At 66.3% G+C, this 25,338-nt stretch carries 26 protein-coding genes; 21 read left to right on the top strand and 5 right to left on the bottom strand.

The window, feature by feature from the left end:
* Positions 1-18 precede the first annotated feature (18 nt).
* The 8 genes from AC1DR1_RS11260 to AC1DR1_RS11225 all read left to right on the top strand — a co-directional run bounded on the left by AC1DR1_RS11260 (position 19) and on the right by AC1DR1_RS11225 (position 6,528).
* Positions 19-882 (top strand): ABC transporter permease, encoded by an 864-nt coding sequence (locus AC1DR1_RS11260; protein ID WP_476992589.1) that lies wholly within the window; start codon positions 19-21, stop codon positions 880-882.
* The gene (locus AC1DR1_RS11255; RefSeq protein ID WP_229992915.1) at positions 879-1,727 is read left to right on the top strand and encodes an ABC transporter permease; all 849 of its coding nucleotides are present in this window, start codon (positions 879-881) and stop codon (positions 1,725-1,727) included. The genes AC1DR1_RS11260 and AC1DR1_RS11255 overlap by 4 nt, the downstream gene beginning before the upstream one ends.
* A 64-nt stretch (positions 1,728-1,791) precedes the next feature.
* Positions 1,792-2,148, top strand: a complete 357-nt coding sequence (locus tag AC1DR1_RS11250) for a VOC family protein (protein WP_229992914.1) — start codon at positions 1,792-1,794, stop codon at positions 2,146-2,148.
* A gap of 127 nt (positions 2,149-2,275) precedes the next feature.
* Positions 2,276-2,845: a hypothetical protein gene (locus AC1DR1_RS11245; protein ID WP_229992913.1), complete on the top strand. Its 570-nt coding sequence runs from the start codon at positions 2,276-2,278 to the stop codon at positions 2,843-2,845.
* Positions 2,846-2,855: 10 nt separating this feature from the next.
* Positions 2,856-3,689, top strand: a complete 834-nt coding sequence (locus AC1DR1_RS11240; RefSeq protein WP_229992912.1) for an exodeoxyribonuclease III — start codon at positions 2,856-2,858, stop codon at positions 3,687-3,689.
* A gap of 17 nt (positions 3,690-3,706) precedes the next feature.
* A complete protein-coding gene (gene trpS / locus AC1DR1_RS11235) occupies positions 3,707-4,801 on the top strand; it encodes a tryptophan--tRNA ligase (protein ID WP_229992911.1) in 1,095 nt (364 codons plus the stop codon).
* A gap of 4 nt (positions 4,802-4,805) precedes the next feature.
* On the top strand, positions 4,806-5,417 hold the full coding sequence (locus AC1DR1_RS11230; RefSeq protein ID WP_229992910.1) for a 2'-5' RNA ligase family protein: 612 nt from the start codon (positions 4,806-4,808) through the stop codon (positions 5,415-5,417).
* The gene (locus AC1DR1_RS11225; RefSeq protein ID WP_229992938.1) at positions 5,362-6,528 is read left to right on the top strand and encodes a YihY/virulence factor BrkB family protein; all 1,167 of its coding nucleotides are present in this window, start codon (positions 5,362-5,364) and stop codon (positions 6,526-6,528) included. The genes AC1DR1_RS11230 and AC1DR1_RS11225 overlap by 56 nt, the downstream gene beginning before the upstream one ends.
* Here AC1DR1_RS11225 and AC1DR1_RS11220 read toward each other — a convergent pair.
* From AC1DR1_RS11220 to sdhC, 5 genes are all read right to left on the bottom strand, one after another.
* The gene (locus tag AC1DR1_RS11220) at positions 6,491-7,255 is read right to left on the bottom strand and encodes an alpha/beta hydrolase family protein (protein ID WP_229992909.1); all 765 of its coding nucleotides are present in this window, start codon (positions 7,253-7,255) and stop codon (positions 6,491-6,493) included. The two genes, AC1DR1_RS11225 and AC1DR1_RS11220, sit on opposite strands and share 38 nt — an antisense overlap.
* A gap of 116 nt (positions 7,256-7,371) precedes the next feature.
* Positions 7,372-8,154, bottom strand: a complete 783-nt coding sequence (locus AC1DR1_RS11215; protein ID WP_018774751.1) for a succinate dehydrogenase iron-sulfur subunit — start codon at positions 8,152-8,154, stop codon at positions 7,372-7,374.
* 1 nt (position 8,155) lies between these two features.
* Complete coding sequence (gene sdhA / locus AC1DR1_RS11210) at positions 8,156-9,955, bottom strand: succinate dehydrogenase flavoprotein subunit (RefSeq protein ID WP_229992908.1); 1,800 nt, start codon at positions 9,953-9,955, stop codon at positions 8,156-8,158.
* A 196-nt stretch (positions 9,956-10,151) separates the two neighbouring features.
* Positions 10,152-10,616, bottom strand: coding sequence for a succinate dehydrogenase hydrophobic membrane anchor subunit (locus AC1DR1_RS11205; RefSeq protein ID WP_018774749.1), 465 nt, complete (start codon positions 10,614-10,616; stop codon positions 10,152-10,154).
* Positions 10,617-10,619: 3 nt separating this feature from the next.
* Positions 10,620-11,000: a succinate dehydrogenase, cytochrome b556 subunit gene (gene sdhC / locus AC1DR1_RS11200; RefSeq protein ID WP_079553238.1), complete on the bottom strand. Its 381-nt coding sequence runs from the start codon at positions 10,998-11,000 to the stop codon at positions 10,620-10,622.
* A gap of 267 nt (positions 11,001-11,267) precedes the next feature.
* Here sdhC and AC1DR1_RS11195 point away from each other — a divergent pair, with 267 nt between their 5' ends.
* The 13 genes from AC1DR1_RS11195 (at position 11,268) to AC1DR1_RS11135 (ending at position 25,338) form a co-directional block, all read left to right on the top strand.
* Positions 11,268-12,401, top strand: a complete 1,134-nt coding sequence (locus tag AC1DR1_RS11195) for a mannose-1-phosphate guanylyltransferase (protein ID WP_229992907.1) — start codon at positions 11,268-11,270, stop codon at positions 12,399-12,401.
* A 98-nt stretch (positions 12,402-12,499) separates the two neighbouring features.
* Positions 12,500-13,699, top strand: a complete 1,200-nt coding sequence (locus AC1DR1_RS11190) for an amidohydrolase (protein ID WP_229992906.1) — start codon at positions 12,500-12,502, stop codon at positions 13,697-13,699.
* 239 nt (positions 13,700-13,938) lie between these two features.
* Positions 13,939-14,403, top strand: coding sequence for a MarR family winged helix-turn-helix transcriptional regulator (locus AC1DR1_RS11185; RefSeq protein ID WP_229992905.1), 465 nt, complete (start codon positions 13,939-13,941; stop codon positions 14,401-14,403).
* A gap of 83 nt (positions 14,404-14,486) precedes the next feature.
* Complete coding sequence (locus AC1DR1_RS11180) at positions 14,487-14,918, top strand: organic hydroperoxide resistance protein (RefSeq protein ID WP_229992904.1); 432 nt, start codon at positions 14,487-14,489, stop codon at positions 14,916-14,918.
* Positions 14,915-15,946, top strand: a complete 1,032-nt coding sequence (locus tag AC1DR1_RS11175) for an NADP-dependent oxidoreductase (RefSeq protein ID WP_229992903.1) — start codon at positions 14,915-14,917, stop codon at positions 15,944-15,946. Before AC1DR1_RS11180 ends, AC1DR1_RS11175 begins: the two co-directional genes overlap by 4 nt.
* 367 nt (positions 15,947-16,313) lie before the next feature.
* Positions 16,314-17,420 (top strand): BMP family lipoprotein, encoded by a 1,107-nt coding sequence (locus AC1DR1_RS11170; RefSeq protein WP_414645524.1) that lies wholly within the window; start codon positions 16,314-16,316, stop codon positions 17,418-17,420.
* A 163-nt stretch (positions 17,421-17,583) separates the two neighbouring features.
* Positions 17,584-19,263, top strand: a complete 1,680-nt coding sequence (locus AC1DR1_RS11165) for an ABC transporter ATP-binding protein (protein WP_229992902.1) — start codon at positions 17,584-17,586, stop codon at positions 19,261-19,263.
* Positions 19,256-20,656: an ABC transporter permease gene (locus tag AC1DR1_RS11160; protein ID WP_229992901.1), complete on the top strand. Its 1,401-nt coding sequence runs from the start codon at positions 19,256-19,258 to the stop codon at positions 20,654-20,656. Before AC1DR1_RS11165 ends, AC1DR1_RS11160 begins: the two co-directional genes overlap by 8 nt.
* A complete protein-coding gene (locus AC1DR1_RS11155) occupies positions 20,653-21,969 on the top strand; it encodes an ABC transporter permease (RefSeq protein WP_229992900.1) in 1,317 nt (438 codons plus the stop codon). The genes AC1DR1_RS11160 and AC1DR1_RS11155 overlap by 4 nt, the downstream gene beginning before the upstream one ends.
* A 2-nt stretch (positions 21,970-21,971) precedes the next feature.
* Entirely contained in the window at positions 21,972-22,376 is a 405-nt protein-coding gene (locus AC1DR1_RS11150; RefSeq protein WP_028277348.1) for a cytidine deaminase, read from the top strand.
* Positions 22,373-23,704, top strand: a complete 1,332-nt coding sequence (locus tag AC1DR1_RS11145; protein WP_364747207.1) for a thymidine phosphorylase — start codon at positions 22,373-22,375, stop codon at positions 23,702-23,704. Before AC1DR1_RS11150 ends, AC1DR1_RS11145 begins: the two co-directional genes overlap by 4 nt.
* A gap of 122 nt (positions 23,705-23,826) precedes the next feature.
* Positions 23,827-24,462: a DedA family protein gene (locus AC1DR1_RS11140; protein ID WP_229992897.1), complete on the top strand. Its 636-nt coding sequence runs from the start codon at positions 23,827-23,829 to the stop codon at positions 24,460-24,462.
* A gap of 156 nt (positions 24,463-24,618) precedes the next feature.
* On the top strand, positions 24,619-25,338 hold the full coding sequence (locus AC1DR1_RS11135; RefSeq protein ID WP_229992896.1) for a DedA family protein: 720 nt from the start codon (positions 24,619-24,621) through the stop codon (positions 25,336-25,338).

Here is a 25,338-nt window from a genome sequence, read left to right as displayed (position 1 = left end):
TTGACTAAGAAAGCAGAGTTGACTAGGGCAACACAGGCGGGTACGACGGCGGCGGCGCCGGCCCTGCGCGCGCACTCCCCGGAAGTCTCGGCCGCCCGCGCCCGCCGCTGGGGCGCCTTTTTCTACGCCGAGCAGGTCCTCCGCGTCATGAAGGGCTACGGCTGGACCATCGTCATGTACGGCGTGGGCCAGCCGGTGGCCTACCTGTTCGCGATGGGCGTTGGCCTGGCCACGCTGGTCGAGACCAACGGCGCCGCCGTCTTCGGCGGGGTCAGCTACCTGACGTTCATCGCGCCGGCCCTGCTGATCTCGGCCGCCGTCATGACGGCCGCCAACGAGTTCACGTTCCCGGTGATGGACGGCTTCAAATGGCGGCGCGTCTACTACGGCCCGCACGCGTCGCCGCTGACGCCGGAACAGATCGCCGGCGGCCAGGTCATCGCCGTCACCGTCCGCTTCCTGCTGCAGTCGGCCATCTACTTCGCCGTCGTCGCGCTGTTCGGCGCCTCACCCGGCGCCTGGGGCTGGGTTTCGATCCTCATCGCCACGCTCGCCGGCCTGTCCTTCGGCCTGCCGCTCATGGCCTACGCGGCCACCATCAAGGAAGACCGGGGCCAGTTCGCCATGGTCATGCGGTTCATTGTCATGCCGCTGTTCCTGTTCTCCGGCACGTTCTTCCCGCTGGACACGCTCCCGCTCGGCGTCCGCTGGATCGGCTGGATCTCACCGATCTGGCACGGAACGGAACTTGGCCGCGTGGTCAGCTACGGGTACGAGGAAGAGCCGTGGCTCACCGTCGTCCACCTTGTCTTCCTGCTGGGCCTGGCGGCTGCCGGCTGGGTCCTGACCAAACACCAGTTCGCCAAAAGGATGGCCTCATGAGCGTCCTGACCGGAAGTTTCAACGCAGGGGAGAGCAGCGTCACGGAAGCCGCACGCCGCCGGCACTTCGGGCCCATCTACTCCCGCAACGTCCGCGCCGTCGTCGCCCGCGGGCTCATGGCCACCAAGAGCAGCAACTGGATGGTCATGGTCTCCGGGTTCTTCGAACCTGTGCTGTACCTGATTTCGATGGGCGTGGGTCTGGGCGCCATTGTCGGTTCCGTCCAGGGCCCGGGTGGGCAGGAGATCAGCTACGCCGCGTACATCGCGCCGGCCCTGCTGGCAGTGTCCGCCATGAACGGCGCCGTCTATGACTCCACCTGGAACGTCTTCTTCAAGATGAACTTCGCCAAGCTCTACCAGGGCATGCTCTACACCTCGCTGGGGCCGCTGGATGTCGCCATGGGCGAAATCTTCCTGGCCCTGCTGCGCGGGGCCATGTACGCCACCGGTTTCACCGCAGTGATGGGCGTGATGGGCCTCATCACCACTGCATGGGCCGTCCTGATGATCCCGGCCTCGGTGCTGATCGCCTTCGGCTTCGCGAGCTTCGGCATGGGGATCACGAGCTTCATGAAGACCTTCCAGCAGATGGACTGGATCAACTTCGTGATGCTGCCGATGTTCCTCTTCAGCGCCACGTTCTACCCGCTCAGCGTCTACCCGCAGTCCATCCAGTGGCTCATCCAGGCCATGCCTCTCTGGCACGGCGTGGAACTGCTGCGCCAGATCAGCGTGGGGGTGTTCACCCCGGCCACCGCGGTGCACATCGGCTACTACCTCGTCATGATTGCCCTCGGCGTCCTGCTCACCACGAGCCGCCTGCGCAAGCTGTTCCTCAAATGAGGCCATAAAACCAGGCCATGAAACGCGGGCCACGGCCCGCACGTTCCCCGGATAAGGAGACCCCATGATCGGAAAATGGCAGGCACTCGTGATCGACTGCGAGGACCCGGACAAGCTCGCCGACTTCTACCAGGAGCTCCTGGGCATGATCCGGGTGCAGGAGGAAGAGGAGTTTATTTCGATCGGCGACGCCGCCGACCGTCCCGCCGTCGCCTTCCAGCGTGTGGACCGGCTGGTCCGGCCGCAGTGGCCGGACCCCGAGCATCCCCAGCAGATGCACGTGGACGTGATAGTCGGTGACCTCGACGCCGGCGAGGCGGAAGTCCTCCGGCTCGGGGCCACGCGCCAGACGGGCGGCGGCAAGACCTTCCGGGTCTACACGGATCCCAGCGGCCACCCGTTCTGCCTGGTCCTGACCTAAAAGCTGGTCCTGACCTAAAAGCTGGTCCTGACCTAAAAGTACCCGTCCTGACCTAGGCAGTCTGGTGCGGCGTTCGCCCGGGGTGGAAGCGCAGCGGCCGGCCGGCCCCGTTTGCGATAATGGGCTCATGCAATCTCTGGGTAGCTCCGCGTCCACGTCCAACGACACCACGGCCAAAGGCCGGTTCTCCATGCTCCGCATCAGCGGGCCGGGGCTGCTGGTCTTCATCATCGCGTTCGTGGTGGCCGTGATCTTCGCGGCCAACCAGAACGACGTCGTGGGATGGATCGTGGCGATCATCGCCGGCTTCTGGCTGGCGCTGGCCTCCTTCGTGGTGTTCAGCATCCAGAAGGCCGCCAAGAAGGCCGGGGCCAGGCTGAACGAGGCCCAGAACGCCTTCAACGCCGCGGCCGGGCGGCCGCCGGCGGCGGGCAGCGCTGACCACGGCGGCACCCGCGTGGTCAGCGAAAGTCGCGCATCGGACGGCGTCCGCGACATGAAGCTCGACCACTCCTTCAAGATCGTCCAGGTCCAGGTCCGCGTCATCGAACAGGAGCGCGCGAAGGGCGACGCCGCGGACCGCGACACGATCAACCGTGCCCTGGAGACCATCGAGATCACCGCCACCAACGCGCGGGACATGATCAAATCCCCGGGCGGCGACGACGCACCCGTTAGCGGAACCATCATCGACTAGAGTGGATCGGGTGAGCTCGGCATTGAAGAAGGACCACCTTCGCATCGCGTCAGTCAACGTCAACGGCCTGCGTGCCGCCTACAAGAAGGGCATGGCGGAGTGGCTTGAACCGCGCGAGGTGGACATTCTGTGCCTCCAGGAGGTCCGCGCGCCCGATGCGATCGTCGAGGAACTGCTCGGCGAGGGCTGGTACATCCTCCACGCCGAAGCCGAGGCCAAGGGCCGGGCCGGCGTTGCCATCGCCTCGCGCGAAGAGCCCCTTGCCACCCGGGTCGGGATCGGCGATGACTTCTTCGCCACCACCGGGCGCTGGGTCGAAGCGGACTACACCGTGCGGGATGCGGCCGGGCAGGCCTCACAGCTGACCGTCGTCAGCGCCTACGTGCACTCGGGCGAGGCCGGCACTCCCAAGCAGGATGACAAGTTCCGCTTCCTCGACGTCATGACCACCCGGCTGCCCGAACTGGCCAAACACAGTGACCACGCCCTGGTGGTGGGCGACCTCAACGTCGGCCACACGGAGCTGGACATCAGGAACTGGAAGGGCAACGTCAAACGTGCCGGCTTCCTGCCGGAGGAAAGGGCCTATTTTGACCGCTTCTTCGGCGAAGAAATCGGCTGGAAGGATGTTCACAGGGGCCTGGCGGGTAACGTCGACGGCCCCTACACATGGTGGTCGCAACGTGGCCAGGCCTTCGACAACGACACCGGCTGGCGCATCGATTACCACATGGCCACGCCCGATCTCGCTGCTGCCGCAGTGTCAGCCGTAGTTGACCGGGCCGCGACCTGGGACACACGCTTCTCCGACCATGCCCCGCTGGTAGTGGACTACCGGCTCTAGTCTTAAGGCTTCCACGAATGACCACCTCTTCAACCGTGACCGACACCGGCCTCGCCCCTGACGCCGCGAAACCCGCCCCGGCGGCCACCGCGGCCCGGCACCGCATCCTTTCCGGCATGCAGCCCTCCGCCGACTCCCTGCACCTGGGCAACTACCTCGGTGCCCTCGTCAACTGGGTCCGGATGCAGGACGAGTACGACGCCGTCTTCTTCATCCCTGACCTGCACGCGATCACCGTTCCGCAGGATCCGGCCGAGCTGGCCCACCGCACGCGGGTCACAGCCGCGCAGTACATTGCCGGCGGCGTGGATGTCGAGAAGTGCACGCTGTTCGTTCAGTCCCAGGTGCCGGAGCACGCCCAGCTTGCCTGGGTGCTGAACTGCATCACTGGTTTCGGCGAGGCGTCCCGGATGACCCAGTTCAAGGACAAGGCCTACAAACAGGGTTCAGACCACGCCAGCGTCGGACTGTTCACCTACCCCATCCTTCAGGCCGCGGACATCCTCCTGTACCAGCCGCACGGTGTCCCCGTGGGAGAGGACCAGCGTCAGCACGTGGAACTGAGCCGTGACCTCGCCCAGCGGTTCAACTCCCGCTTTGGCCACACGTTCACGGTGCCGCAGCCCTTCATCCAGAAGGAATCGGCGAAGATCTACGATCTGCAGCAACCCAGGGCCAAGATGTCCAAATCGGCGGATTCGCCGGCGGGCCTGATCAACCTGCTGGACGATCCAAAGGTCACCGCCAAGCGGATCAAGTCCGCTGTTACGGATGCGGAGACGGAAATCCGGTTCGACCGTGAGGCGAAGCCGGGCGTGTCCAACCTGCTGACCATCTACTCGGCGATCACCGGTCAAAGCGTTGATGCCCTCGTTACCGCGTACGAGGGCAAGATGTACGGGCATCTCAAGGCGGACCTCGCCGAGGTGGTCACGGAGCACCTGACTCCGATCCGGAACCGAGCCAAGGAGCTGCTGGACGATCCCGCGGAGCTGGACCGGCTCCTTGCCCTCGGTGCCGACAAGGCCCGGGAGATTGCCTCGATCACTCTGCGCGACGTCTACGCCAAGGTGGGTTTCCTGCCTTACGCCGGCGCCCAGGGAGCCCGCTAGGTCAATGTCCTCCGTCAGCAAAGTCACCGCGAAAGCCGCCACGTCGAACGGACAGCGCAGCGAAGGCATCAGCATCGGTGTGATCCTGAGGTTCCCGGCGGACATCGCTGAGGAGCTCCAGCGCTGGCGGGCATCGTTCGGGGATCCGATGGCCGCCGTCGTCCCCGCCCACATCACGCTGGTCACCACCACCATGACGCAGGACTGGGACGCGACCCAACGCCATGTCCGGGACGTGGCGCGCCGGCAGGAGCCTTTCATGGTGACCATCGCGGGGACCGGGTCTTTCCGGCCGGTGTCCCCGGTGGTCTTCCTGAACGTCGAGGACGGCTTCGGGGACTGCGTGAACCTGCACCGCCAGCTGCAGTCCGGCCCGCTGGAGCGGGAACTGCCGTTCGGCTACCATCCGCACGTCACCGTGGCCCACGACGTTGCCCCGGAAAGCCTCGATGAGGCCGAAACAGTCCTCAAGGATTACAGGGCCACGTTCCCTGTGGCTAGCATGGGACTTTACGAGCACGACGACAACGGCATCTGGCAGCTACGGGAAGAGCTTGACTTTGGGACCAAACCTGACCACGACAGAGGCCCGGACGGCACCGCAGACGCCCGATAAGCCGCCGCTTCCCACCGATCTGGCCGGGCTGAAACTGGAAGTCATCCGCAAGAGGGTCGAATGGGGCAGGGTTCGACGCTCCGGCGGCGGGACGATTGCGTCCCTGACGGCAATGATGATGTGGCTCCTGGCCAAGCTCAACATGCTGCTGCCAATGCGCGCTTACTTGCACTACCTCCGCCAGCGCGGCCCGCTGTTGAGTGCCGGCATCGGGTTCCGGATGTTTTTCTCCATCACAGGCCTGTTGGCCACCGGCCTGTCCCTGGCCGGCCTCGTGCTCAGCGATCATCCGGCCCTGCTGGACCAGGTCATCAAGAGTGTGGCCGCCGCCGCGCCGGGCCTGCTGCAGGTCGACGGCAGCGAGGGGCTGGTTGATCCCCAGGAGCTGCTGAACCCCACCAGCCTGGGCTGGGCCGCCGGGATCGCCGCCGTGGTGACGGTGTTCACGTCCCTGGGCTGGATCAGCGGCATCCGCGACGGTATGCGGAGCATGATGCAGCTCGGCCCCCTGGTGATGAATCCGATCCTGCAGATACTCAAGGACGTCGGCACGCTGCTGCTGATGGGGGTGGCCCTGGTGGTCAGCTCCGCAGCCTCGCTGATCTTCGGCACGGCCGCCGGATGGGTGACCGAGCAGCTGGGCCTCGATCCGATAATGGCCGGGCCGCTGACGACCTCCGTCACTATCCTCGTGCCGCTGCTGCTCGGCTGGGGCACCGCCCTGATCATGTACCGGGTGGCTGCGGGGCTGAAGCCGGCCCGGCGCTCACTGCTCGAAGGGACCACTCTCGCCGCGGTGGGCACCACAATTCTGATGATCTTCAGCACCCAGCTGCTGGCCAGCGCGGGCAAGAACCCCATCCTGGCGCCCTTCGCCATCATCATCGGCCTGCTGATCTGGTTCAACCTGGTCAGCCAGGTTTACGTGATCTGCGCCGCGTGGGTGGCGATCCGGGAGGAAGACCTCAAGACGGAGCCCGCCACCGCGACCACCGGCTGGGGCGCCCGGCGGGTCCAGCCGGGCAAGACGCCGGTGGAGCACCGGGCCCGCCGGAGGTCGCTGTCCGCCGCGTTCAGGCGTCGAGGTACTGGTCGGCCCACGCCGAAATAATCTTTGCCGCACGGGCCGCCTGGCCCTTGCCCGTCAGCAGGTGGTCGCTGCCCTCCAGCGAGACGAAGCTGCGCGGGTGGCGTGCCGTCTGGAAGATGGTGCTGGCGTTTTCGATCCCCACCGTGTTGTCGGTGGGGGAGTGCAGCACCATGAGCGGCTTGTGCAGCTGCCGGATGCAGTCCGTCAGATCCGCATTTTCGAGGTCTTCGACAAAGTGCCGGCGGATCTCCACCCGCTTGCCGCCGAGGTCCACCTCGGCGCTTCCCTCGCTCAGGATCCGGTCCAGCGCCGCGTCAAAGACGTGCGCCACGTGCTTGGGGGAGAAGGGTGCCCCCACCGTGGCCACGGCCTTGAGCTCCGGGATCTGCCGTGCGGCGGACAGGACGGCCGCGCCGCCGAACGAGTGGCCCACGAGCAAGGACACCCGCCGTTCCGAGTCCCGCATGAATTCGGCGGCCTTGACGGTATCGGCCACCTTGTGGCTGAAGGACCCCTCCGACCACATTCCCGCGGACTCGCCGAGGCCCAGGTTGTCGAACCGGAGCATGCCCACGCCGTTGTCCGCCAGGGCCTTGCACATGCGGGAGGCCGAGGGACTGTCCTTGCCCAGGGTAAAGCCGTGCGAGAACACGCCCCAGCCCTTCACCGGGCCTTCGGGCAAGTCCACAACGCCGGAGAGCAGTTCGCCGGTGGAACCCTGGAAAGAGACTTTTTCTGAGCGGGACACGGTGTCCCCTTTCGTGTGAGCGGGTAGACGACGACGGCGCCCCCACCCGTGAGGTGAGAGGCGCCGTCGTCGTTTTTCTCTTGGTGCTGACTCTGTAGGTTCTGGCGAACCGGTCGTTAGATCTTGCGGGAGAGGATGGCCTGCTTGACCTCGGCGATTGCCTGCGTGACCTGGATGCCGCGGGGGCATGCTTCGGTGCAGTTGAAGGTGGTGCGGCAGCGCCACACGCCTTCCTTGTCGTTGAGGATCTCCAGGCGCATGTCGCCGGCGTCATCGCGGGAATCGAAGATGAAGCGGTGCGCGTTGACGATCGCGGCCGGGCCGAAGTACTGGCCGTCGGTCCAGAACACCGGGCAGGACGAGGTGCACGCGGCGCACAGGATGCACTTGGTGGTGTCGTCGAACCGCTCGCGGTCCTCGGCGGACTGCAGGCGTTCCTTGGTGGGCTCGTGGCCGCGGTTGATCAGGAAGGGCATGACTTCGCGGAAGGACTGGAAGAACGGCTCCATGTCCACGATCAGGTCCTTCTCCACCGGCAGGCCCTTGATCGGCTCGACCGTGATGGGCTTGGACGTGTCCAGGTCCTTCAGCAGGGTCTTGCAGGCGAGACGGTTGCGGCCGTTGATACGCATGGCATCGGAGCCGCAGACGCCGTGGGCGCAGGAGCGGCGGAAGGAGACGCTGCCGTCCATCTCCCACTTGATCTTGTGCAGGGCGTCCAGGACACGGTCGGTGCCGTACATGGTGACCTTGAAGTCATCCCACGTGGCGTCCTCGGAGACCTCGGGGTTGTAGCGGCGCACGCGCAGCGTGACGTCGAAGGACGGGATCTCCCCGCCACCGCCGACGCCGGCGGGCAGTTCGATCTTGGATGCTGGCTCAGCGAGTTCAGCGCTCATCTTAGTACTTCCTCACCATCGGCTCGTAGCGCGTAAAGACCACCGGTTTGGTGGCAAGCCGGATGCCGGCAATCGCCTCGGCGGAACCATCCGCCGGGGCGTGCTCGTCCTTGTACGCCATGGAGTGCTTCATGAATTTTTCGTCGTCGCGCTCGGGGAAGTCCTCGCGGAAGTGGCCGCCGCGGGATTCCTCGCGGTGCAGGGCCGCCACGGTCATGACCTTGGCGAGCTCCAGCAGGAAGCCCAGCTCCACGGCCTCGAGCAGGTCCAGGTTGAAGCGCTTGCCCTTGTCCTGGACGCTGATGCGCTGGTACCGCTCCTCGAAGGAGGCAATGTCCTTCAGGACCTGGTTCAGCGTGTCCGCGGTGCGGAACACCTGCATGTTGGCGTCCATGGTGTCCTGCAGTTCCTTGCGGATCGCAGCGACCTTCTCGGTGCCGTCGGAGGTGCGGACGTGGTCCAGCAGGTTCAGCGTGTAGGCCTCCGGGTCAGCGGGGAGTTCCACGAAGTCGGCGGTCTTGGCGTATTCGGCCGCGGCGATGCCGGCGCGCTTGCCGAACACGTTGATGTCCAGCAGCGAGTTGGTGCCCAGGCGGTTGGAGCCGTGGACGGAGACGCAGGCAACCTCGCCGGCGGCGTAGAGGCCCGGGACCACCGTGTCGTTGTCCTGGAGGACCTCGGCGGTGATGTTGGTGGGGATGCCGCCCATGGCGTAGTGCGCCGTCGGGAACACCGGAACCGGCTCCGTGTACGGCTCCACACCCAGGTAGGTGCGGGCGAACTCGGTGATGTCCGGCAGCTTGGCATCGATGTGCGCGGGCTCAAGGTGCGTCAGGTCCAGGAGGACGTAGTCCTTGTTCGGGCCGCAGCCGCGTCCCTCACGGACTTCGTTGGCCATGGAGCGGGCCACGATGTCGCGCGGGGCGAGGTCCTTGATGGTGGGTGCATAGCGCTCCATGAAGCGTTCACCCTCGGAGTTGCGCAGAATGGCGCCTTCGCCGCGGGCGGCCTCGGAGAGCAGGATGCCCAGGCCGGCCAGGCCTGTCGGGTGGAACTGGAAGAACTCCATATCCTCCAGGGGGATGCCGCGGCGGAACGCGATGCCCATGCCGTCACCGGTGAGGGTGTGGGCGTTGGAGGTGGTCTTGAAGACCTTGCCGGCGCCGCCGGAGGCGAACACCACGGACTTGGCCTGGAAGACGTGCAGCTCGCCGGAGGCGAGGTCGTAGGACACGACGCCGGCAACGCGCTTCTGCTTGTACGGCGTGCCGTCCTCGCGGACAGCGTCCTCTTCGACGGTCAGCAGGTCCAGGACGTAGTACTCGTTGTAGAACTCGACGTTGTGCTTGACGCAGTTCTGGTACAGGGTCTGCAGGATCATGTGGCCGGTGCGGTCGGCGGCGTAGCAGGCGCGGCGGACCGGTGCCTTGCCGTGATCGCGGGTGTGGCCACCGAAACGGCGCTGGTCAATGCGGCCCTCGGGCGTGCGGTTGAACGGCAGGCCCATCTTTTCCAGGTCCAGGACGGCGTCGATCGCTTCCTTCGCCATGACCTCGGCAGCGTCCTGGTCAACCAGGTAGTCGCCGCCCTTGATGGTGTCGAAGGTGTGCCACTCCCAGTTGTCTTCCTCGACGTTGGCCAGGGCCGCACACATGCCGCCCTGCGCCGCGCCGGTGTGGGACCGGGTGGGGTAGAGCTTGGTCAATACTGCTGTTCGGGCGCGCTGACCTGATTCGATCGCCGCGCGCATCCCGGCGCCACCGGCACCGACGATCACGACGTCGTACTTATGGACCTGCATACCAGACGCTCTTTCTCTCAAAATTCGCTATAACCCACCGGCGGGCCGTGCCTGCCCGGTGGATTCTCGTGCAATCTGCGCCTGCGCTTGGCAGGCAAGATCAGTTGCCGTGAGGGACCGCAAGTTCTTACCCGTTGGGGCAGCGGTCCGCGGCGGTTCCCCGCCGTTACGGCCTTTGCCGTTACGGCGTTTGCCGTTATGGCGCCGGGCAGAAGCCGCCGGGAAGCTGGACGCCGTTGGCCACGGGGCACGGATCGAACGTGAAGATGACCAGGGTGCCCAGGATGATGATGACCGTGGTGGCCGCGTAGAGCACAATCTTCAGCCAGAGGCGCGTGGCGTCCTTCTCGGCGTAGTCATTGATGATCGTGCGGACGCCGTTGGTGCCGTGCAGCATGGCGAGCCACAGCATGGCCAGGTCCCAGAACTGCCAGAACGGGTCGGCCCACTTGCCGGCCACAAAGCCGAAGTCGATCGCGTGGATGCCCTCGCCGACCAGCAGGTTGACGGTCAGGTGGCCGAAGATCAGCACCACCAGCACAACGCCGGAGAGGCGCATGAAGAGCCAGGCGAGCATCTCGAAGTTGCCCTTGGAACCGCCGGTCCGGCGGTACTTGGGCTGGATCTTTCCGCTGCGCGGACTCTGAATGGTTGCAGTCATGGCTTAGTGACCTCCAAGGGCGAGGGACAGGTGGCGGATGGAGAAGCCGACCATGACGACGACCCAGAGGCCCAGGACCGTCCAGAGCATCTGACGCTGGTACTTGGCACCCTTCTTCCAGAAGTCGACGGCGATGATGCGCAGGCCGTTGAAGGCGTGGAACACGATCGCCGCGACAAGGCCCGTTTCACCCAGGGCCATGAGGGGGTTCTTGTAGGCACCAATCACGGCGGTGTAGGCCTCGGGGGACACGCGCACCAATGAGGTGTCCAGCACGTGGACCAACAAGAAGAAGAAAATCACTACACCTGTAATGCGGTGTCCAACCCAGGACCACATGCCTTCACGGCCGCGGTACAAGGTGCCAGCTGGTTTTGTCGGCACTGAATAAACCTCCCTGCAACACAGCGGCGCTGGCATGGGATCCACGCGGGGGGAACGCCTGCTGCGAGAGCACTCGTAAGCTCAAGCCTAAATCTAGGCTTCGCTCACAGCTTATTCAATTTAGGAACCCCTTGTTGACAGGCCCCGGTGCTGTTTTGCGTTGGTTTTGAGACGAACGCCACATTTGGCCATCGTCATGGGGGCTGGAAGGGCGTGATCCCGGCCCAATCTGGGGCGATTTGGCCGCTGTCGGCTAAAGTAGCGGTGATGACTACAGACAAAGTGACAAGCCAGGATTCACCGTTGGACCGTTTTATTGCGGTTATTCCGGCGGGCGGGGTGGGGACCCGTCTTTGGCCCCTGTCGCGGGCAGCAGCCCCGAAATTCCTTCACGACCTGACCGGTTCGGGCAGCACCTTGTTGCGCGCGACCTATGACCGCCTCCAGCCCGTCGCCGGCAAGCACGTGCTGGTGGTGACCGGCGCCGCCCACAGGGCAGCCGTCTGCCGCCAGCTGCCCGAGGTCCTGGACTCCAACCTTGTCCTGGAAAGCGAACCCAAGGACTCCGGTGCCGCGATCGGCCTCGCCGCGGCCATCCTGCATGAGCGGGACCCGGACATCATCATGGGCTCGTTCGCTGCGGACCAGGTCATCAGCCCCGATGACCTCTTCCAGGACGCCGTCCGTGAGGCCGTCTACACCGCCGCCGCGGGGAAGATCGTCACCATCGGCATCAAGCCGACCCATCCCTCCACCGGATTCGGCTACATCCGCTCCGGCGCGAACCTCAACATTCCGGACGCTCCCAGCGCGCAGTCCGTGGTGGAGTTCGTGGAGAAGCCCAGCGAGGAAGTGGCCCAGCAGTACGTCGACAGCGGGGAATATGTCTGGAACGCGGGCATGTTCGTGGCGCCGGTCTCGCTGATGCTCAAGCACCTCGAGGCCAACCAGCCCGAGCTCTTCGCCGGACTCCAGGAAATCGCCAAGGCCTGGGACACCCCGGAGCGCGACGCCGTCACGGCCCGGGTGTGGCCCACCCTGCCCAAGATCGCCATTGACTACGCCGTCGCCGAACCGGCCGCCGCCGCCGGCGACGTCGCCGTGGTGCCCGGAACGTTCCTCTGGGACGACGTCGGGGACTTCGCCTCCGTAGGCCGGCTCAACAGCGCCAAGGAGGTCGACGAGGTCACGGTACTGGGCGAGGGCGCACGCGTTTTCACCGAGAACGCCAGTGGCGTGGTGGTCTCCGATACCAAGCGCGTCATCGCGTTGATCGGCATCAAGGACGTCGTGATCGTTGACACCCCGGATGCCCTGCTGGTCACCACGAAGGAACACTCGCAGCGGGTCAAGCAGGCCGTGGATGCCATCAAGGCCAAGGGCGACACCGACGTCCTGTAGGCAGATTGGAGCGGGTCAGGGGTTGTGCAAATGTTCAGCAATCCGTAACGCGCCGTACCCGATGCCGCTATTCATTGTCCGCTCGCTAGAGTTATTCCGTGCGCAACTACTCGACTGAAGCTGAGCCCACGACTCTCGTGGGGCCGTGGCTGGAGCCCCTCCTGCCGGAGCTGATCGCTTTCCGCCGCGACCTCCATGCGCACCCGGAACTTTCGTTCAAGGAGTTCCGCACCACCGACAAGCTGGCGAAACGGCTCGAGGAAGCCGGGCTCAAACCCCGCCGCCTCGAGGGCACGGGCCTGACGGTCGACGTCGGACAGGGTCCCATCGCCACCGCCCTGCGCGGGGACATCGACGCCCTGCCGATCATCGAGGAAACGGGCCTCGAGTTCGCCTCGAAGAACCACGGCGTGACCCACGCCTGCGGCCACGACGTCCACACCACCACCATGCTCGGCATCGCGCTGGTCCTGCAGCGCATGCATGAGCAGTCCCCGCTGCGGGGAACGGTCCGGATCATCTTCCAGCCGGCCGAGGAAACCATGCCCGGCGGCGCCACCTCCTGCATCGAGCAGGGCGTCCTGGAAGGCGTGCCGCGGATCCTGGCACTGCACTGCGATCCCCGGATCGAGATCGGCAAGATCGGCACCCGGATCGGGGCCATCACCTCCGCCTCGGACACCATCAAGATTGAACTCTCCGGCCGCGGCGGCCACACCTCCCGCCCCCACCTGACCGAGGAACTGGTCTTCGCCCTGGCACAGATCGCGGTCAATGTTCCCGCCGTGCTCTCGCGCCGTGTCGATGTCCGCAGCGGCGTGTCCGTGGTCTGGGGCCAGATCTCCGCCGGCTCGGCCCCGAACGCCATCCCCGGCAGCGGCTACATGGCCGGCACCATGCGGTGCCTGGACCGCGAGGCCTGGCACGACGCCGGCGAGCTGCTCGATGACATCATCCGGCAAGTCGCCGAGCCCTACGGCGTCGACGTCCACCTGGAACATACCCGCGGTGTGCCGCCGGTGGTCAACTCCGAGCACGAGACGGCGCTGATCGAGGCGGCGGCCCGCGCCGAAATCGGCGAGGGCGCCGTGGTCCTGACACCGCAGTCCATGGGCGGGGAAGACTTCGCCTGGTTCCTGGCCGACACCCCCGGTGCCATGATGCGCCTGGGCACCAAGACTCCGGGCGGGGAAGAGTATGACCTCCACCGCGGCGACTACATCGTCGACGAGCGGGCGCTCGGCCTCGGCATCCAGGTGCTCACCGCGGCGGCCTTGCGCACCATCCGCGACCTCTAACTACAGTCCCGGCACCTGGCCCCGACTCTCCCTGCACCGGCACCGCACCTGCCGCGCTGAGTTTCCCCACCTTTGCCAGCACGACGCCGGGACGCGCTGGCGTTGCGGGCCGACGCGCCGTCGGAGCCCGGCGAAGATGGGGAGATTCAGCGGCCGCGGCAGCTTCTGGGGTCAGCCGGCCATGTTCGGTTGTGCACAACTAAATTGTGTACAACTCAATTGTGCGATATGGTGAATCCATGACCACGCCAGAAGAGGCCCGCCCTGCCAGCCCGGAAGCGCTCCGCCTGAACCGGCAGGTGTGCTTCGCGATGTACTCGGCCTCGCGCGCCGCCACGGCCGCCTACCGGCCCATGCTGGAGGAACTCGGCCTGACCTACCCGCAGTACCTCGCCATGCTGGTGCTCTGGGAGGCGGAGCCGCGCAGCGTCCGCGAGCTGGGGGAGGAGCTCGGACTCGACTCCGGCACGCTGTCGCCGCTGCTCAAGCGGCTCGAAGCGCTCGGCCTCGTCCAGCGCCGCCGGTCCGCCGAGGACGAGCGCCGCGTGGAGATCTTCCTCACCGAAACCGGCGCCGCCCTGAGCGCCAGGGCCAGCGGCATCCCGCAGCGCCTGGCGGACGCCGCCGGGCTCACCGCCGCGGAACTGGACCAGCTCCGCGAAACGCTGGGCCGGCTGGCCAGCGCACTCCACGCCTCCCGCTAAGCCCCTTCCCCTAAACCCTTTCCCTGAAGCCTTCCCCCGGGCCATTGCCCACCACGACTTACCGCCCACAGAACGGAAACCCCATGAAGACCCTTTACACAGCCGAGGCACTGGCCTCAGGCGAAGGCCGCGACGGCACCGCCGTCAGCAAGGACGGTAAGCTCAGCGTCACCCTCGCCAGCCCGGTGGAACTCGGTGGCGACGGCGCCGGAACCAATCCCGAACAGCTCTTTGCCGCCGGCTATGCCGCGTGCTTCCACTCCGCCCTGCGCCTCGTGGGACGCAAGGAACGCGCCGACCTGACGGACTCCGCCGTCGCCGCCAAAATCCACTTCGGCGCCCTCGCAGACGGTGCCGGATACGGCCTGGCCGCAGAGCTCGAGATCGCCCTGCCCGCCGTGGACCGGCAGACCGCCGAGGCTCTGGTGGCCAAAGCCCACCAGATCTGCCCCTACTCCAACGCCACCCGCGGCAACATCACTGTCGACATCACCATCCTGGAGGTAGCCGCATGAGCGCCAAAACCGAAACTCTCACCCTTCCCGCCACCACCCGCGAGATCCAGCTGGCGTCCCGTCCGCACGGCCGCCCCGTGCCGGAGAACTTCCGCCTCGCCCAGTCTCCGCTGCCCGAGCTGCAGGACGGCCAGGTTCTGGTCCGCAACCTCTACATCTCGGTCGACCCGTACATGCGCGGCCGCATGAACGACGTCAAGTCCTACTCCGCGCCGTTCGCGCTGGACAAGGCGCTCGACGGCGGCGCCGTCGGCGAAGTCATCGCATCCCGCGCCGACGGGCGCGCTGTCGGCGATACTGTCGTGCACAGCCTCGGCTGGCGTGAATACGCCGTCGTCGATGCCGCGGCCACCACCCTGGCGCGCACCGATCTGGCCCCGGCATCCGCGTTCCTCGGAGCCCTCGGCATGACCGGCCTGACCGCCTACGCGGGACTGCTGAAGGTCGCAGAATTCAAGCCCGGCGACGCCGTCTTCGTCTCGGGCGCCGCCGGCGCGGTCGGCTCGCTCGTGGGGCAGATCGCCAGGGCCATGGGAGCGTCCCGGGTCATCGGCAGCGCCGGCTCGCCGGAAAAGGTGGCACGGCTGCTCGAACTCGGCTTCGATGCTGCGTTCAACTATCACGATGGCCCGGTTGCGGAACAGCTCGCCGCGGCCGCGGGTGAGCGCGGGATCGACGTCTACTTCGACAACGTCGGCGGCGAGCACCTGGAAGCAGCCTTGTCCACGCTCACCGTCGGCGGCCGGGTGGCCATGTGCGGGGCGATTGCCCAGTACAACGCGACCGAACCCACGCCCGCGCCGCGGAACCTCATGCAGGCGATCGGCAAACAGCTGACACTCAAGGGCTTCCTGGTGGGCGGCTACTGGCAGCACATGGCCGAGTTCGTCGAGATCATGTCCGCCTGGCTCGCCGATGGAACGGTCCGCTACGACGAGACCGTGGTGGACGGCCTGGACAACGCCCCGCAGGCCTTTATGGACCTGCTCGACGGCGCCAACACTGGCAAGATGCTGGTGCGGCTCTAACACGGCGCCGGCGCATCACCAGAAACCGCCTGCCGGACACGTGGACGCCTCCGGCGCCAGTTTCCGCTTCGACGCCTCCGGCGCCAGTTCCTGCGGGGACCGGCGCCGGAGGCGTTTGCGCGCCCTCGCTGGCAGGAGGGCCGGCTACGGACCCCGGCTACCCCTAGGTAACAAGTTCTCAACAATCTGGGTAATTGCCGTGAAGTCTGCTACGTGCACGTGGCGCAGGCCACTAAAGTAGCTTCCATCAGTGCGCCTCGGCGCAGTGCTGCGAATCCATCAGTGACAACAGAGATCAGCGGAACACCGCAGACAGACACTCATTGAACTTCCGTCGTAGCGCCTACTCTTTCTTCCTGGAGGAAAATTGAAGAACTCTCTGCGTGCCACCTTCAAGCGCGGATCAATGGCCGGCGTCGCCACCGCCGGCGCGGCTGCACTCCTGCTGACCGGCTGCGGGGCCGCCCCGGAGGCCAGCACCGCCACCAACACGGCCAGCAACTTCAAGGGCTGCATCGTGTCCGACTCGGGTGGATTCGACGACCAGTCGTTCAACCAGTCTTCCTACGAGGGCCTGAAGAAGGCCGAGAAGGATCTTGGCATCCAGACGGCCGAGGCCGAGTCCAAGACCAACAACGACTTCGAGCCCAACCTGCGCGCCATGGTCTCCGCCGGCTGCAACCTGACCATCACGGTCGGCTTCCTGCTTGGCGACGCCACGAAGGCCCAGGCCACCGCGAACCCGGACAAGCACTTCGCCATCATCGACTTCGGCTACGAAACCCCGGTCGCCAACGTCAAGCCGATCATCTACGACACGGCCCAGGCCGCGTTCCTGGCCGGCTACCTCGCGGCAGGCACCACGAAGACCGGAACGGTAGCCACCTTCGGCGGCATCAAGATCCCCACGGTCACCATCTTCATGGACGGCTACGCCGACGGCGTGAAGTACTACAACGAGAAGAAGGGCAAGGACGTCAAGGTCCTTGGCTGGGACAAGGCCAAGCAGGACGGCTCCTTCACCGGTGACTTCGAAAAGCAGGACAAGGGCAAGCAGTTCACCCAGAACTTCCTGGACCAGGGCGCCGACATCGTCATGCCCGTCGCCGGTCCGGTCGGCAAGGGTGCGGGCGCGGCCCTGCAGGAGGCCAAGGCAGCAGGCAAGGACGTCAAGCTCATCTGGGTTGACTCCGACGGCTTCCTCACGGCACCGGATTACAAGGACATCATGCTCTCCTCCGTCATGAAGCAGATGGGCGAGGCCGTCGAGACGGTGGTCAAGCAGGACAAGGACGGCCAGTTCACCAACAAGCCGTACATTGGCACCCTCGCGAACGACGGCGTCCAGCTGGCTCCGTTCCACGACATGGATGCCCAGGTCCCGGCCGAACTGAAGTCCGAGCTGGACCAGATCAAGAAGGACATCGCCGACGGCAAGCTGAAGGTTGAATCTGCAGCCAGCCCCAAGGCCTAACTTCCTCCGCTAAGCGCCACGGCCCGTCCGGTCACCACCGCACGGGCTGTGGCGCTTTTCGTTGCGGCCCGCTCGCCTCACACCGCAGGCACTAAGCTGGTGCTGCAGCCCCCACTACGCGTCCGGATCAAGCCTTCCGGACATCTCGAGATTGGTCAGAGTTTTGAAACTTGAACTCAAGGGCATTACAAAACGCTTCGGCTCCCTGGTAGCCAACGATCACATCGATGTGGTTGTTGAACCCGGGCAGATTCACTGTCTGCTCGGCGAGAACGGCGCTGGCAAGTCCACGCTGATGAACGTCCTGTACGGACTGTACGAGCCCACAGAGGGCGAAATCCTGATCGACGACAAACCGGTCACCTTCCGCGGCCCCGGCGACGCGATGGCGGCCGGGATCGGCATGGTGCACCAGCACTTCATGCTGGTCCCGGTCTTTACCGTCGCTGAGAATGTCGCGCTGGGAGCGGAGACCACCAAAACCGGCGGATTCCTGGACCTCGAGGACACACGCCGGAAGATCCGGGAGATCTCGGACCGGTACGGCTTCGACGTCGACCCCGACGCGCTGATCGAAGACCTCCCCGTGGGCGTGCAGCAGCGCGTCGAAATCATCAAGGCACTGGTCCGCGACGCCAAGGTGCTCATCCTCGATGAGCCGACGGCCGTGCTGACCCCGCAGGACACCGATGAGCTGCTGGACATCATGCGCCAGCTCAAGAGCCACGGCACCTCCATCGTCTTCATTTCCCACAAGCTGCGCGAGGTGAAAGCCGTTTCGGACACCATCACCGTCATCCGGCGCGGCAAGGTGGTGGGCACGGCCGATCCCGGCGCCTCGACCACCGAGTTGGCGTCCATGATGGTGGGCCGGGCCGTGAGCCTGACCCTGGACAAGGCTCCTGCCAATCCGCAGGAGACCACGTTCGAGGTCAAGGACCTCACCGTCATCGCACCCAGCGGCCAGCATGTTGTGGACGGCATCAGCTTCGGGATCGCCCGCGGCGAGATCCTCGCCGTCGCCGGCGTCCAGGGCAACGGCCAGACCGAATTGACCGAGGCCATCCTCGGCCTGCAGGAGAGGGTCCACGGCTCGATCACCCTCGACGGTGAAGAACTCCTGGGCAGCAGCGTCAAGGACGTCCTCAATGCCGGCGTCGGATTCGTGCCGGAAGACCGTTCACTCGACGGGCTGATTGGCACGTTCTCCATCGCTGAGAACCTGATCCTGGACCGGTACGACCGCGCGCCGTTCGCCAAGGGCATCAGCATGAGCCCGGCCAAGGTCCTGGAGAACGCCAAGACCCGGATCGAAGAATTCGACGTCCGCACGCCGTCCGGCATGCTCGCGGCCGGCACCCTCTCGGGCGGCAACCAGCAGAAGGTCGTCATGGCCCGGGAGCTCTCCCGGCCGCTGCGGCTGTTCATCGCCTCCCAGCCCACCCGCGGCGTGGACGTGGGCTCCATCGAGTTCCTGCACAAGCGGATCGTCGCGGAGCGGGACCACGGCACGCCTGTCATGATCGTCTCCACCGAACTGGACGAGGTGATTGAACTCGCCGACCGGATCGCCGTGCTGTACAAGGGCAGGCTGGTCGGGATCGTCCCGGCCGGYACCGGGCGCGACGTCCTGGGCCTGATGATGGCCGGGGTTTCCCCGGACGAAGCCCAGGCCGACGCCGCAGGCAAGCACGCGGCTCCATCCCTCTCTGAAAACCCGGCCGGGAACGCAGCAGAAAACCCGGCAGAAAACCCGGCCGAAACCCCAGCAACGAACCCGGCGCCCGCCGCCCCGTCCGTGCAGGAGCCCCGCTCCGGCGCCGTAGGAGACCCCCATGAGTGAGAACACCGAGCCTCGGCCCGCCGCCGCACCGGACCCCGACCGGCTTCCGGCCGCCCAGACCACCGCCGTGGAGCCTGAGCCGCTCGAGGACGATGCAGACTTCGTCACCTCGCTGGACACCGCGGGCGGCGCCCACCAGCCATCGGCCGTCCCGGTCTCGGCCCAGAGCGGAACCCTTCCCGGCGCCCCGGAAGAGGAATCGGTGCTGCGCAAGATCTTCACCGGCAACGGCATCGTGACCATCCTGGCGGTGCTGCTGGCACTGATCCTGGGCGGTCTGCTGATCGCCATGACGGACAAGGTGGTCGGCACCACGGCCGGCTATTTCTTTGCCCGGCCCAGCGACTTCCTCGCCGCCGTCTGGTCCGCCGCCACCGAGTCCTACGTCGCCCTCTTCCAGGGCGCGGTCTATAACCCCCGCGGGACCGGAGCGGCCGGACAGTTCGCCCCCCTCATGGAGACGCTGACCATCGCCACCCCACTGATCACGGCGGGCCTCGGCGTCGCCCTGGCCTTCCGCGCGGGCCTGTTCAACATCGGTGCGCAGGGCCAGATCATCATGGCCGGCATCCTCGCCTCGTGGGTCGGCTTCGCGCTGCACCTGCCGACCGGGCTGCACCTGCTGCTGGTGCTCGTGGCCGGCGTCATCGGCGGCGCCGTCTGGGGCGGCATCGTCGGTGTGCTCAAAGCCAGGACGGGTGCACACGAGGTCATCGTGACCATCATGTTCAACTACATCGCCCTCTATTTCCTGCGCTACCTGCTGGACACGGACTTGTTCCAGCGCCCGGGGGCGGACACACCGATATCGCCGATCGTGGACCCCAGCGCCGCGTACCCGCTGATCTTCGGCAGCCAGTACCGGCTGCACCTGGGCTTCCTGCTGGCCATCGCGGCCACCGTGTTTGTCTCATGGCTGCTGAACCGGTCCACGATCGGTTTCGAGTTCCGGGCCGTCGGAGCCAACCCCAAGGCAGCCCTGACCGCCGGCATCAACGTCTCCCGGGCCACCATCCTGGTGATGACCATCGCCGGCGGCCTGGCCGGCCTGGCCGGCGTGGCGCAGGTGGCCGGCACCGAAAAGGTCCTGACCGATGGTGTCGCGGCAACCTACGGCTTTGACGCGATCACTGTGGCGCTGCTGGGACGTTCGTCGCCGTGGGGCACCTTTGCCGCCGGCCTGCTGTTCGGAGCCTTCCGAGCAGGCGCCGTCCAGATGCAGATCCAGACCGGAACTCCGATCGACATCGTCCTCGTGGTCCAGTCGCTCATTGTGCTGTTCATCGCGGCGCCGCCCCTGGTCCGGGCGATCTTCGGACTCAACCCGCGCAAGAAGAAGGCCGCGACCGCCGGCAAAACCAAGCAGGCCGCAACCACCGGAGGTGCCGCATGAGCACAACAGCAACCTCGCCCGTCCAAGGAAAGCCCCAGCCGGAGAAGAACGGCGGGCCGGCGGTGTCCGCCAAGCCCGTGACCTGGAAGTTGCCGGTGACGCTGTCGGTACTGGCCACCCTCGCCTTCATCTTCTTCGGGCTGCTGGGTCCGCAGGGGAATGCCAAGTTCGGCGTTTCCTCCGGCGGAGACTTCTTCCAGCTCCCGGCGATCGAAGTGCCCGCATTCCTCAGCGGCATCGTGCTCTCCATGATCCTGCTGGGCCTCGCGGGCTACGCCTTGGTCCTGAAGGCAAGAAATAACCAGCGGCCCCCGCGCTGGGTGCCGGCCGTGTTCACCGTGGTGTTCGTCGTCGCCTTCCTGATCTGGGTGGTGGGCGGCGCCCGGACCCCCAGCATTTCGCTGGCCGGCCTCATCGCCGGGTCCGTGACGCTCGCCGTGCCGATCGTCTTCGGCTCCCTCTCAGGTGTGCTGTGCGAACGTGCCGGCGTCGTTAACATCGCCATCGAAGGCCAGCTCCTGGGCGGTGCCTTCACGGCCGCGCTCGTCGCCAGCCTGACGCACAACCCCTACCTGGGCCTGCTTGCGGCGGCCGTGGCGGGCGCCCTGGTCTCCATGGTGCTGGCGCTGTTCAGCATCAAGTACGTGGTCAACCAGATCATCGTCGGCGTCGTGCTCAACGTCCTGGTCTCCGGGCTTACCGGCTTCCTGTTCAGCACCGTGATGCAGTCCGACCCGGAGAAATACAACTCGCCCGGCGAGCTGCCCAACATCGATATCCCGGTCCTGTCCGGCATCCCGGTGATCGGGCCCATCCTGTTCAAGCAGTCCGTGGTGGGCTACCTGATGTACATAGCCGTCATTGTGATCTGGATCGGGCTGTTCAAGACGAAGTGGGGCCTGCGCGTCCGGGCCGTGGGCGAGCACCCTCAGGCCGCTGACACCCTGGGCATCAAGGTCAACGCGACCCGCTTCTGGAACGTCACGATCGGCGGCGCCGTCGCCGGAATCGGCGGATCGTTCTTCACCCTCGTGGCGATCGACAGCTTCACCAAGGAAATCTCCGGCGGCCGCGGCTTCATTGCCCTCGCCGCCATGATCCTGGGCCGCTGGAACCCGATCGGGGCCTTCTTCGCCGCGCTGTTGTTCGGCTTCGCAGACAACCTGCAAAGCATCGTGACGATCATCGGCACGCCCGTGCCGAGCCAGTTCATGGCCATGCTGCCGTACGTCGTGACCGTGTTTGCCGTGGCCGGGCTCGTGGGCCGCTCCCGGCCGCCGGCCGCCGACGGCATACCTTACGTCAAGGGCTGAGAATGGACAGCACCGACGTCGACTGGGCAGCGCTCGAAGCCGCGGCAGTGTCCGCCATGAAGAACGCCTACGCGCCGTATTCGAAGTTTCCGGTGGGGGCCGCGGCCCTCACCGGGGACGGGCGGATCGTCAGCGGCTGCAACGTCGAGAACGCCAGCTACGGGCTGACCCTGTGCGCCGAGTGCGCCCTGGTGGGCAACCTGCAGATGACCGGCGGGGGACGGCTCCGTGCCTTCTACTGCGTGGACGCCGGCGGGAACGTCCTCATGCCGTGCGGGCGCTGCCGCCAGCTGCTCTACGAATTCCGGGCTCCGGATATGGAGCTCATGACCACGCAGGGAATCAAGACCATGGACCAGGTCCTTCCCGATGCCTTTGGCCCCCAACACCTGGAGGAACCCCGGTGACACAAGCGACTCAGAGCACCAGCAACACCGAAGCGTTCGACGCCGTCGACATCATCCGCATCAAGCGGGACAAGGGCGTGCTCAGCCCGGCCCAGATCGACTGGACGATCGACGCGTACACCCGCGGCGCCATCGCCGACGAACAGATGGCCGCCCTGAACATGGCCATCCTGCTCAACGGCATGGACCGGGCCGAGATCTCCCGCTGGACGGCGGCCATGATCGCCTCCGGGGAGCGGATGGACTTCTCCGGCCTGCGCAGGCCCGACGGCGGCGTAAAGGCGACGTCGGACAAGCACTCCACGGGCGGCGTCGGGGACAAGATCACCCTGCCGCTGGCGCCCCTGGTAGCGGTCTTCGGCGTGGCAGTGCCGCAGCTCTCGGGCCGCGGCCTCGGCCACACAGGCGGCACTTTGGACAAGCTCGAGGCCATCCCGGGCTGGCGGGCGGCCCTGAGCAATGAGGAAATGATGGCCCAGCTCCAGGACGTCGGCGCGGTCATCTGCGCGGCCGGCGCGGGACTGGCCCCGGCGGACAAGAAGCTCTACGCGCTCCGCGACGTCACCGGGACCGTGGAGGCCATCCCGCTGATCGCCTCCTCGATCATGAGCAAGAAGATTGCCGAAGGCACCGGCTCGCTGGTGCTCGACGTCAAGGTGGGCAGCGGCGCGTTCATGAAGGACGAGGCCCGCGCCCGCGAACTGGCCGAGACCATGGTGGCCCTGGGCAAGGACGCAGGCGTCAACACGGTGGCCCTGCTCACCAACATGAACACCCCCCTGGGCCTCACCGCGGGCAACGCGATCGAGGTTCAGGAATCCGTCGAGGTCCTCGCCGGGGGAGGCCCGGACGACGTCGTCGAACTCACCGTCCGGCTCGCGGAGGAAATGCTGGCGTGCGCCGGCGTCCGCGACGCCGATCCCCGGGCCGCACTCCGGGACGGCCGGGCCATGGATGTCTGGAACCGGATGATCGAGGCGCAGGGCGGGGACCCGCGCGCCAAGCTCCCGGTCGCCAAGGAATCCGAGGTCATCTACGCTCCGGCCGACGGCGTCCTGGTGGAGCTCGACGCGATGGCCGTCGGCGTCGCGGCCTGGCGGCTCGGCGCCGGACGCGCCCGCAAGGAGGACCGGGTCCAGGCCGGGGCCGGGGTGCGGATGCACGCCAAGCCCGGCGCCACAGTCAGGGCGGGCGAACCGCTCATGACCCTCCTGACGGACACCCCGGAGAAGTTCGAGCGCGCCAAGGAAGCGCTCGAACACGCCGCCGTGATCGCACCCGAGGGCTCCCGGCCGGCCCAGAAGCTCATCATCGACCGCATCGCCTAACCCCGTTGCACTATCACTTATGGTCCCCAAACCCCCGGGTTAGCCGCCATAAGTGATAGGGCAACCGCTGACCCGGCCGGTACACTGTGGATCTATCTGGCCCCGCCGCGCGTTAGGAAGCTGTGCAGGCAATCAACGACTTCATCCTCGCCGCTGCAGGGCAACCCTGGGTCCTCGTCCTGGTTTTCGCCTGCTGCGTGATCGACGGCTTCTTTCCGCCGATCCCGAGCGAGTCGGTGGTGGTGGGCCTGGCTGCAGTTGCCGCCACGGCCGATGTTCCCAATCCGGCGCTCCTGATCGCCACGGCCGCCGCCGGTGCATTCCTGGGCGACAACATCGCTTACGTGCTCGGCCGCCGCGTAGGAACCCGGCGCTGGGCATGGATGCGCGGCCCCCGCACGCAGGCGGCCTTCCGCTGGGCCGGACGGGAACTGCGGAAACGGCCTGCCTCACTGATCCTCGTGGCGCGCTTCGTCCCGATCGGACGGGTGGCCGTCAACCTGACCGCCGGCGCCACGCACTACCCGCGGAGCAGATTCGTCAGCCTGACGATCCTCTCGGCGCTGCTGTGGGCCGTCTATTCGGTGGGGATCGGCCTGTTTGTTGGCCCCTGGTTTGAGAAAAACCACGTGCTGGGCGCGGCCATGGCGATCATCTGCGCCATCGTTCTGGGCATCGTCCTGGACCGCGTGATCAGTAAGGTGCGCGGCCGTACCCCGGAGCAATCGACGCGTTCCGTTCCACCCGCCGAGTCCTAGGCGGATTGGCCCCGCCCATGGGACACTTAGGAGCGATTTGCGTCACGTTTGTTGGCCGCCCTTCGTCCAAGGTTCCGTCCAAGGTTCCACCCACTGTCATCGCATGTACGGTACGGCTTAGTTGTCCGTTCCCAGTCATCAAGGAGCACCGCCCGCATGGAGTTCATTAACGAGGCCGTGCTCCATGCCGCTGGCCAGTGGTGGATCTACCCCCTCCTGCTGGTTTTCTTCTTCGTGGACGGCTTCGCGATGGTGGTCCCCAGCGAGACCCTCATCGTTGCCCTTGCGGCGTATTCCGTGCACAGCGGCCAGCCCAATCTGTGGATTCTCGGCCTCACAGCGCTGGTTGGGGCCATCGCCGGCGACAACATGGCATACATGCTCGGCCGCAAAATTGGCCTCGAGCGGTTCCGCTGGATGCGCAAACCGAAGGTCCAAAAGGTCTTCGGCTGGGCACACTACGAACTCGAAAAGCGCGGCGCCGTCCTGATTTTCACGGCCCGGTACATCCCGTGGGGCCGTGTCGCCGTCAACTACGTGGCGGGCACGACGGCGTTCCCGCACCGGAGATTCTTCCTCCTGGACGCCTTCGCGTGCTTGACGTGGGTGGCCTACTCGATCGGCATCGGCGTCCTGGCCAGTTCCTTCCCGTGGCTGCATCACAACCCGCTGCTTAGCGCGGGGATCGCGGTGGTGTTCGCGATCGTCCTCGGTGTCCTCATTGACCATCTCCTGCGCTGGTGGCACAAGCGCCTCGGCCGCCACGACGCCGAGGTCGTGGACGAATGGCTCGACGGCGGGCCCACACACGAACCCGCCTCCGCCGTTCCTGCACCGATGACCGCCTCCGGGGATGCCGAGGCCACCAGAAAGTAG

Source organism: Arthrobacter sp. P4_F10, from assembly GCF_056401435.1.
Note: the sequence above shows the minus strand (reverse complement) of the source record. Positions and strands in the feature narration are given on the sequence as shown.

What these genes read in the sequence shown, in the direction of transcription:
- AC1DR1_RS11160 (WP_229992901.1), top strand. Translation starts at nt 19,256, where the DNA reads ATGAGTGAGAACACCGAGCCTCGGCCCGCCGCCGCACCGGACCCCGAC.
- sdhA (WP_229992908.1), bottom strand. Translation starts at nt 9,955, where the DNA reads ATGCAGGTCCATAAGTACGACGTCGTGATCGTCGGTGCCGGTGGCGCC.
- AC1DR1_RS11250 (WP_229992914.1), top strand. Translation starts at nt 1,792, where the DNA reads ATGATCGGAAAATGGCAGGCACTCGTGATCGACTGCGAGGACCCGGAC.
- AC1DR1_RS11155 (WP_229992900.1), top strand. Translation starts at nt 20,653, where the DNA reads ATGAGCACAACAGCAACCTCGCCCGTCCAAGGAAAGCCCCAGCCGGAG.
- AC1DR1_RS11150 (WP_028277348.1), top strand. Translation starts at nt 21,972, where the DNA reads ATGGACAGCACCGACGTCGACTGGGCAGCGCTCGAAGCCGCGGCAGTG.
- trpS (WP_229992911.1), top strand. Translation starts at nt 3,707, where the DNA reads ATGACCACCTCTTCAACCGTGACCGACACCGGCCTCGCCCCTGACGCC.
- AC1DR1_RS11175 (WP_229992903.1), top strand. Translation starts at nt 14,915, where the DNA reads ATGAGCGCCAAAACCGAAACTCTCACCCTTCCCGCCACCACCCGCGAG.
- AC1DR1_RS11230 (WP_229992910.1), top strand. Translation starts at nt 4,806, where the DNA reads ATGTCCTCCGTCAGCAAAGTCACCGCGAAAGCCGCCACGTCGAACGGA.
- AC1DR1_RS11245 (WP_229992913.1), top strand. Translation starts at nt 2,276, where the DNA reads ATGCAATCTCTGGGTAGCTCCGCGTCCACGTCCAACGACACCACGGCC.
- AC1DR1_RS11180 (WP_229992904.1), top strand. Translation starts at nt 14,487, where the DNA reads ATGAAGACCCTTTACACAGCCGAGGCACTGGCCTCAGGCGAAGGCCGC.
- AC1DR1_RS11215 (WP_018774751.1), bottom strand. Translation starts at nt 8,154, where the DNA reads ATGAGCGCTGAACTCGCTGAGCCAGCATCCAAGATCGAACTGCCCGCC.
- AC1DR1_RS11185 (WP_229992905.1), top strand. Translation starts at nt 13,939, where the DNA reads ATGACCACGCCAGAAGAGGCCCGCCCTGCCAGCCCGGAAGCGCTCCGC.
- AC1DR1_RS11255 (WP_229992915.1), top strand. Translation starts at nt 879, where the DNA reads ATGAGCGTCCTGACCGGAAGTTTCAACGCAGGGGAGAGCAGCGTCACG.
- AC1DR1_RS11135 (WP_229992896.1), top strand. Translation starts at nt 24,619, where the DNA reads ATGGAGTTCATTAACGAGGCCGTGCTCCATGCCGCTGGCCAGTGGTGG.
- AC1DR1_RS11205 (WP_018774749.1), bottom strand. Translation starts at nt 10,616, where the DNA reads ATGACTGCAACCATTCAGAGTCCGCGCAGCGGAAAGATCCAGCCCAAG.
- AC1DR1_RS11195 (WP_229992907.1), top strand. Translation starts at nt 11,268, where the DNA reads ATGACTACAGACAAAGTGACAAGCCAGGATTCACCGTTGGACCGTTTT.